This window comes from Sinomonas sp., assembly GCF_036848755.1.
Taxonomy (GTDB): domain Bacteria; phylum Actinomycetota; class Actinomycetes; order Actinomycetales; family Micrococcaceae; genus Sinomonas.
Map to the genome: position 1 here is coordinate 1 of NZ_DAIUJO010000159.1, position 6402 is coordinate 6402.

Here is a 6402-nt window from a genome sequence, read left to right on the forward strand (position 1 = left end):
CCGGATCGAGGCGGACCTCGACTTCCACCGGCTCCTGTGCAGCCTCACCGGCAACGAGACGCTGCTCCACTCGTGGGAATCCCTCGAGGGGTCCATCCGGATGTCCATCATGTTCGCGGGCTCCGACCGGGCGTCGCAGAACATGGGAATCGACCGGCACCGCAGGATCGTCGACGCGATCGAATCCGGTGACTCAGTGCTCGCCCGGGAGACCATCCTCGACCACATGGACGGGGCCGCCGACACCCTCGTCAGCTGAGGTGTGCGAGAAGAGCTCGGAAGAGGAGTAACCTGCGCCGTTGGGGGATCCTACGGTGAAGGGAGGCAGCGGCATGGCCTACGACGCCAGTCGCTTCAAGGACTACTTCGAGCACGAGTTCACGTACGAGGCCGGCTTCCGGCGCAATGTCAGGCGGTTCCGCTCCCGTCCGGCGTTCTTCGACCCCGTCTCGGGTACGGAGCTCGACTACGGCCAGCTCGCGGCAGAAGTGGACAAGGCGGCACTCGTGCTCGCCGAGCGAGGCGTCGGTCCGGGGGACCGCGTGGTCTACCAGCTGTTCAATGGTCTCGAGTTCGCGCTCCTGTACCTCGCCACCCAGCGGCTCGGCGCCGTCGGTGTGCCCGTCAATTTCCGTCTCGCGCCCGGAGAGATCGCGCACATCCTGCGCGACAGCGAGCCCGTCGTCTTCGTGTACGACAGGGAGATCTCCTCGAGTGTGAGCCGCGCGCTCAAGCAGGTCGACGCGGCTCCGCTGCTCCTCGCCGTCGGCCGGCCCACGGACGACGCGGCCGACGTTCCCGGGGCGGAGGACTTCGCCCATGCGCGCGACGCCGCGAGCGGCGAGCTCCCCGAGCGCGACTCCGCGGCGACCGTCTACGACGAGACGACCCGCCTCTACACGTCGGGGACCACCGGCATGCCCAAGGGCGTCTCGCTCCCGTCCCTCGTGGAGGTCATGTCGGCACACGACGTGATCATGCACTTCCCGCTCACGCCGTACGACCGGACGCTCAACATGACGCCGTGGTTCCACCGCGGCGGCCTCTATTCGGGTGGACCGAACCCGGTCTTCTACGTCGGCGGCAGCGTGGTGCCCATGCGCGCGTTCAACCCCGGAACAGCGCTTGACTGGGTCGCCGAGCACGGCATCACGTTCCTCATCGGCGCACCGACCACGCTTGAGATGCTCGCCGACGAGCAGGAGCGCAGCCCCCGCGACCTGGGACCGCTCCGCGGGATCGTGACCATGGGCGCCCCGCTCGACAAGGCGGCTGCCCTGCGCTATCAGCGCACGCTCACGCCGCGCATCTTCAACGGGTACGGCACCACGGAGACGTTCTGGAACACCTTCCTCCGTCCCGAGGACCTGCCCGAGCACGCGGGGACGGCCGGAAGGGCCTCGACGGACGACGACGTCGCCGTCGTCCGGATCTTTCCTGACCGCCGCGCGCGCCCGGACGAGCTCGTTGCGCACGACAACACCGAGCAGGGCGAGGTCATCATGCGCTCGGCCAAGTCCGGCTTCAGCTACGCCAACCTCCCGGGCATCAACGAGGAGAAATTCCACGACGGCTGGTTCTACACGGGCGATCTCGCGGTGTGGGACGAGAGCGAGTTCGTGACCATCCTCGGCCGCAAGGACGACATGATCATCTCCGGCGGAGAGAACGTGCACCCTGTCCAGGTCGAGGAGGTCCTCGCGGCACACCCGGGGGTGAAGGACGCCGTGGTGGTCGGGCTCGCCGATGAGCGGTGGGGCCAGAAGGTCGTGGCGTACGTCGTGCGCAGGGACGAGGAGCTCACGGCCGGTCACCTGGAAGAATGGTGCGTCGGCGACGACGGGCTCGCCAACTACAAGCGCCCCCGCGCCTACCGCTTCATCGACGAGCTGCCGATGACCGCGACGGGGAAGAAGATCCACTACGTCCTGGCCCGGCAGGCCGAGGAGGATCACGCGCGCGGACTGTTCGAGGAGCCGGGCAGGGGCTGAGCAACCCCTAGCGTCACGCCAGCAGACGGCGTATCGACGTCGTCGTCCCCTCCCAGCCCCGAGCACTCGACAGCCTCGGCGCGGTGCGCCCTCAAGTAGGGCCCCGCGCCGACGTCGCCCTTGACGCTTTCCCGCAGGTCTTGCCAGTGGGCGCGGCCGATCAGCACCGGGTGCCCGGGGGTGCCCCCGTAGACGGCGCGCCGGAGCGACGAGGGCACGACGACGCCGCCCGCCACGCGCTCGAGCGCTTGGGGCGCGAGGTGGGGCAGGTCGACGAGCGTGACGAGGGCGGCGACGGGGCGGTCGCTTCCGGCCGGACGGCCAGCAGGCAGGCGTTCGAGGGCATCGAGGGCGGCCCGAAGCGAGGCCCCGATCCCTTCCGCCCAGCCGTCGGCGACGATCGGCAGAACTCGCCGGTCCGAGGCCGGGAGGAGAGCCAGTGCGCGCTCGGCCTCGGCGCCCACGACGACGAGAACCGGATCGCAGCCGGCTCCGAGGAGCAGCCTCACGCCTCGCTCGAGCCAGCCGCCGGCGTCGGCGGTTGCCGCGAGCGCCTTCGGGCCGCCGAAGCGGCGTCCGGCTCCCGCGGCAAGCAGCACTCCGGCGATGGGCTCTGTCCCGCCGACGGTCGCCGCGACCGGGGCAGCGTCGAGGTTGCCTTCTGCGGCATTGGCCATAGGTCAGTCATACCCGAGGTCTATGTCCGGGTTCGACTCCTCGTCCTCCGCGTCGAGCTCGATGAGCCGGTGCGGGTTGTGGAGGGGATCGACCTCATCGAGGATCTCGGGGTTGTCCGACGACCCTTCCTCGGGGGCTTGGCTGTTGCGGCCGTCGAGCGGCTCGGTGAGGTCATCGTCCTCCGAGTTTCCGTAGTCGACGTCGTGGGTCATGACGTGCTCCTCTCTTCGGCGGTCTCCGACGGGTGTACGGGGATCAGCCTGCGTCGAAGCGCTCGTCGTCCCGTTCGTCGTCGTCGCGGTCGTTGCCGGAGCCATCGGGGATCGTGGAGACATCCACGACCCGCGGGCTGGGCGTGCCGAGGACGTCGGCCTCGCTGGCAACACGCTCCGTGCGCTCGGTGCTCATCGCTCCTCCTGCCCTTCGTGCTGTGCCTTGTACTTTCGGTACTTCTTGCTTCCATGGCTGAGGGAGGACCCCTCGTAACCACGGTAGGCCCGTCCGAGCGCGCGCGGCAGGGGCGACGACGTGCAGCTACGCACCGGCCCAGCGGTACTCCTTCTCGGGGCGCCCTGGCGTCCCGTAGCGGGCGGACCGCGTGAGGATGCCGGAGTCGGCGAGGTGCTCGAGATAGCGGCGGGCGGTGACGCGGGAGACGCCCACGGCCTCCGTGACCTCCGTCGCCGAGACGGCGGCGCCCCGGCCCCGGACGAACGCGCGGATCGCGTCGAGGGTGTCGGGGGAGAGGCCCTTCGGGAGCGGGGTTCCCACGGGAGCCCGCAGAGCGGCGAGCGCTTGGTCCACGGCGTCCTGCGACGTGGCACCTCCCGAACGGGACAGGGACTCCCGGAACTCCCGGTAGTGCTCTAGCCGGGCCGCGAACGCGGCGTATGTGAACGGCTTGATGAGGTACTGCACGACGCCGGCCGAGATCGCCCGACGGACGACGGGGAGCTCCCGCACGGCAGTGATCGCGAGGATGTCCGGGTGGTGGCCCGCCGCCCGAAGCCTGCGGGCGACGTCGAGCCCGTGCAGGTCGGGCAGGTTCATGTCCAGCAGGACGAGGTCGACCGGGGTTCCCGCCTCCGCGAGTTGACTCGCGAGCCTGAGGGCGGACGCGCCGTCGTGCGCAGTGCCGACGTGGGTGAAGCCGCCGATCCGCCCGATGTACGCGGCGTGGGCGTCTGCAGCGATCGGCTCGTCCTCGACGACGAGCACCCGGAGCTCGGTCACAGGGCCCTCCCCGTGCGCGCGGGGATCGAGACCGTGAAGACGGCGCCGCGCGTTCCGGAGACGGCGAGGTAGCCGCCTAGCGCCTCGACGGCGCGGCGAACGAGGGCAAGCCCGAGGCCCCGCCCTGCGGCTCCGTGGGGCTTGGTCGAGTAGCCGAACTGCAGGATCCGCTCGCGCTCGCCGGACGGCACCCCGGTTCCCGAGTCGGAGACCTCGATGAGCACGTTCCCTTCTTCCTCGTGGAGCTCGAGCGCGACCCACCGGGGAGGCTCAGCTGCAGCGGCGGCGTCTATTGCATTGTCCAGCAGGTTTCCCACGATCGTGACAAGGTGCTGGGGCTCGAGGCCTGCCTCCGCGAGGCTTCCCGTCGCCTCCGCGTCGAGGCGCACGCCCCGCTCGTGCGCCTGGGCAGCCTTGCCCATGACGAGCGCCGAGAGGACAGGCTCCTGGACGGAGACCACGAGCTCGTTCGCGAGCGACTGGCTCAGCGAGAGGTCCTCGGTCGCGAACTCGAGGGCCTGGCCGGTGCGGCCGAGCTCGAGGAGCGAGACGATCGTGTGCAGGCGGTTCGCGTGCTCGTGGGTCTGACTGCGCAGCGCGTCCGAGAGCGTGCGCATCGTCGCGAGCTCCGAGCCAAGAGCTTCGATCTCCGTCTGGTCCCGCAGCGTCGCGACCGAGCCCAGCCTGCGGGTACGCCGGCCGGCGGGAGCGGACGCCGGCTCCTGATTGACCACGAGCACCCGGTCCCTCGTCAGGTGGATCTCGTCCCGCGCCGTGCGTCCGCTCGCCAGAAGCTCGCGGAGGCTGTCGGGGAGGTCGACGTCGGCGAGCAGGGGAGAGGGACCCGCAGCCTCGGCGGGAGGGAGGCCGAGCAGCTCCGAGGCCTGGTCGTTGCGGATCACGAGCCGTCCTCGAGGGTCCACCATGACCACGCCCTCGCGGACTGAGTGCAGCACCGACTCGTAGTAGGCGAAGAGCTGGCTCAGCTGCTCCAAGCCGTAGCCGTGGGTGGCGGCCGAGAGACGCCGCTCGAGGACTGCGGCGCCGAAGGAGCCGAGGAGGAGGACGACGACCGCGATCCCCAGGAGGGCGGGGAGCCTCGAGGCGAGCGCGACGTCGAGGTTGGTCACGGTCACGCCGGCGGCGACCATCCCGACGACGCGCGCCGAGCCGGGCGCCTTGATGGGCACGATCGTCCGCACGGACGGGCCGAGGGTGCCCGTGTAGGTCTCGGTGAACGGGTGGCCCGCGAGCGCCTGAGCGGTCGACCCGATGTATTTGCCGCCGATCTCCGCTGGGTTGGGGTGAGTCCAGCGCGTCGCGTCGGGGGCCATGATCGTGATGAAGTCGAGCCCGGCGTCCGCGATGACCTGTTCCGCGTAGGGCTGGAGGACGGGCGTGGGGCTCGCGCGCTGCGCGTCGAGGGCAGCATTGACGACCACTGGGCTGTCGGCGATCGCCTCGGCGACGGCGAGGGTGCGGTTCCCCGCCGCCTGGTGCAGCTGGTCTCGGGCATCGAGGTAGAAGGCCGTGCCTGTGAACGCGGTGAAGAGGACGACGGCGACGACGAGCAGGAGGAACAGCCTCCGCGCGAGGCTCAACTGCCGCATCGCGCTCCCTCTCCTGACGTTTCCTCTGTCCTGTGGCGTGTCTCCCGCGACCAATATGAACGCAAGGGTGGCCCTTCTCACACTCTACGGGAAGGTGGTATGGCCGCGGTCACAGGGACGCGGCCCCCCACTCGAGGAAGAGGACTCATGGCAACCGTGCCCCTGGCGCCGGCAAAGCAGCCGGCGAAGAAGAAGGCCGACCGCACCCACTGGCTCTACATCGCCGTCGTCGTCGCCGTCGTGCTTGGCGTCGTCGTCGGTCTCATGTTCCCCGGCAAGGATGGGTTCGCAGCCGATCTCAAGCCGCTCGGAGACGCCTTCGTCAACCTGATCAAGATGATGATCGCACCGGTCATCTTCTGCACGATCGTGCTCGGCATCGGTTCGATCGCGAAGGCCACGACTGTCGGCAAGGTCGGTGGCCTTGCGCTCGTCTACTTCATGGTGATGAGCACCTTCGCGCTCGCCGTCGGCCTCGTCGTCGGCAACATCATCCACCCGGGATCCGGTCTCAACCTCAAGGATGCGACGTACAAGGCGCCCGCAGCCGCGGGGACGTCGGACTTCCTGCTCGGGATCATCCCCAACACGCTCGTCTCGGCGCTCACGTCGGGCCAAGTCCTCCAGACCCTCTTCGTCGCGCTCCTTGTCGGCTTCGCGCTCCAGCGCATGGGTAAGACCGGGGCCATGCTCCTCGAGTTCATCAGGCAGGCGCAGGTCCTCGTGTTCCGGATCCTCATCATGATCATGTGGGCCGCCCCGATCGGGGCGTTCGGGGCGATTGCCGCGGTCGTCGGAACCACCGGCTGGAAGGCCGTCCTCAGCCTCCTGACCCTCATGGTCGCGTTCTACATCACGTGCATCCTGTTCGTCGTCGTCATCCTCGGCAC

The 6402-nt window shown here is 69.6% G+C and carries 8 protein-coding genes; 3 read left to right on the top strand and 5 right to left on the bottom strand.

Features of this window, described 5'->3' with window-relative positions; genetic code table 11:
• Together V7053_RS17290 and V7053_RS17295 are read left to right on the top strand one after the other, a co-directional pair.
• Window positions 1-259: FadR/GntR family transcriptional regulator (locus V7053_RS17290; protein ID WP_334173506.1), on the top strand; the 259-nt coding region annotated here is incomplete at its 5' end.
• 73 nt (window positions 260-332) lie between these two features.
• Window positions 333-1991 carry a class I adenylate-forming enzyme family protein gene (locus V7053_RS17295; protein WP_334173507.1) on the top strand — a complete coding sequence of 553 codons (1659 nt, stop codon included), beginning with the start codon at window positions 333-335 and terminating at the stop codon, window positions 1989-1991.
• Here V7053_RS17295 and V7053_RS17300 read toward each other — a convergent pair.
• The 5 genes from V7053_RS17300 to V7053_RS17320 all read right to left on the bottom strand — a co-directional run bounded on the left by V7053_RS17300 (window position 1952) and on the right by V7053_RS17320 (window position 5512).
• A complete protein-coding gene (locus V7053_RS17300) occupies window positions 1952-2668 on the bottom strand; it encodes a nucleotidyltransferase family protein (RefSeq protein ID WP_334173508.1) in 717 nt (238 codons plus the stop codon). The genes V7053_RS17295 and V7053_RS17300 overlap by 40 nt on opposite strands.
• A 3-nt stretch (window positions 2669-2671) precedes the next feature.
• A complete protein-coding gene (locus V7053_RS17305) occupies window positions 2672-2881 on the bottom strand; it encodes a hypothetical protein (RefSeq protein ID WP_334173509.1) in 210 nt (69 codons plus the stop codon).
• A gap of 43 nt (window positions 2882-2924) precedes the next feature.
• On the bottom strand, window positions 2925-3077 hold the full coding sequence (locus V7053_RS17310) for a hypothetical protein (RefSeq protein WP_334173510.1): 153 nt from the start codon (window positions 3075-3077) through the stop codon (window positions 2925-2927).
• A 126-nt stretch (window positions 3078-3203) separates the two neighbouring features.
• The gene (locus tag V7053_RS17315) at window positions 3204-3902 is read right to left on the bottom strand and encodes a response regulator (RefSeq protein WP_334173511.1); all 699 of its coding nucleotides are present in this window, start codon (window positions 3900-3902) and stop codon (window positions 3204-3206) included.
• Window positions 3899-5512 (bottom strand): sensor histidine kinase, encoded by a 1614-nt coding sequence (locus tag V7053_RS17320; protein ID WP_334173512.1) that lies wholly within the window; start codon window positions 5510-5512, stop codon window positions 3899-3901. The genes V7053_RS17315 and V7053_RS17320 overlap by 4 nt, the downstream gene beginning before the upstream one ends.
• A gap of 147 nt (window positions 5513-5659) precedes the next feature.
• Here V7053_RS17320 and V7053_RS17325 point away from each other — a divergent pair.
• On the top strand, window positions 5660-6402 hold a 743-nt coding region (locus V7053_RS17325; RefSeq protein WP_334173513.1), incomplete at its 3' end, for a cation:dicarboxylate symporter family transporter.

Coding starts and splice junctions, on each gene's coding strand:
- V7053_RS17305 (WP_334173509.1), bottom strand. CDS start 2,881: ATGACCCACGACGTCGACTACGGAAACTCGGAGGACGATGACCTCACC.
- V7053_RS17310 (WP_334173510.1), bottom strand. CDS start 3,077: ATGAGCACCGAGCGCACGGAGCGTGTTGCCAGCGAGGCCGACGTCCTC.
- V7053_RS17295 (WP_334173507.1), top strand. CDS start 333: ATGGCCTACGACGCCAGTCGCTTCAAGGACTACTTCGAGCACGAGTTC.
- V7053_RS17300 (WP_334173508.1), bottom strand. CDS start 2,668: ATGGCCAATGCCGCAGAAGGCAACCTCGACGCTGCCCCGGTCGCGGCG.
- V7053_RS17320 (WP_334173512.1), bottom strand. CDS start 5,512: ATGCGGCAGTTGAGCCTCGCGCGGAGGCTGTTCCTCCTGCTCGTCGTC.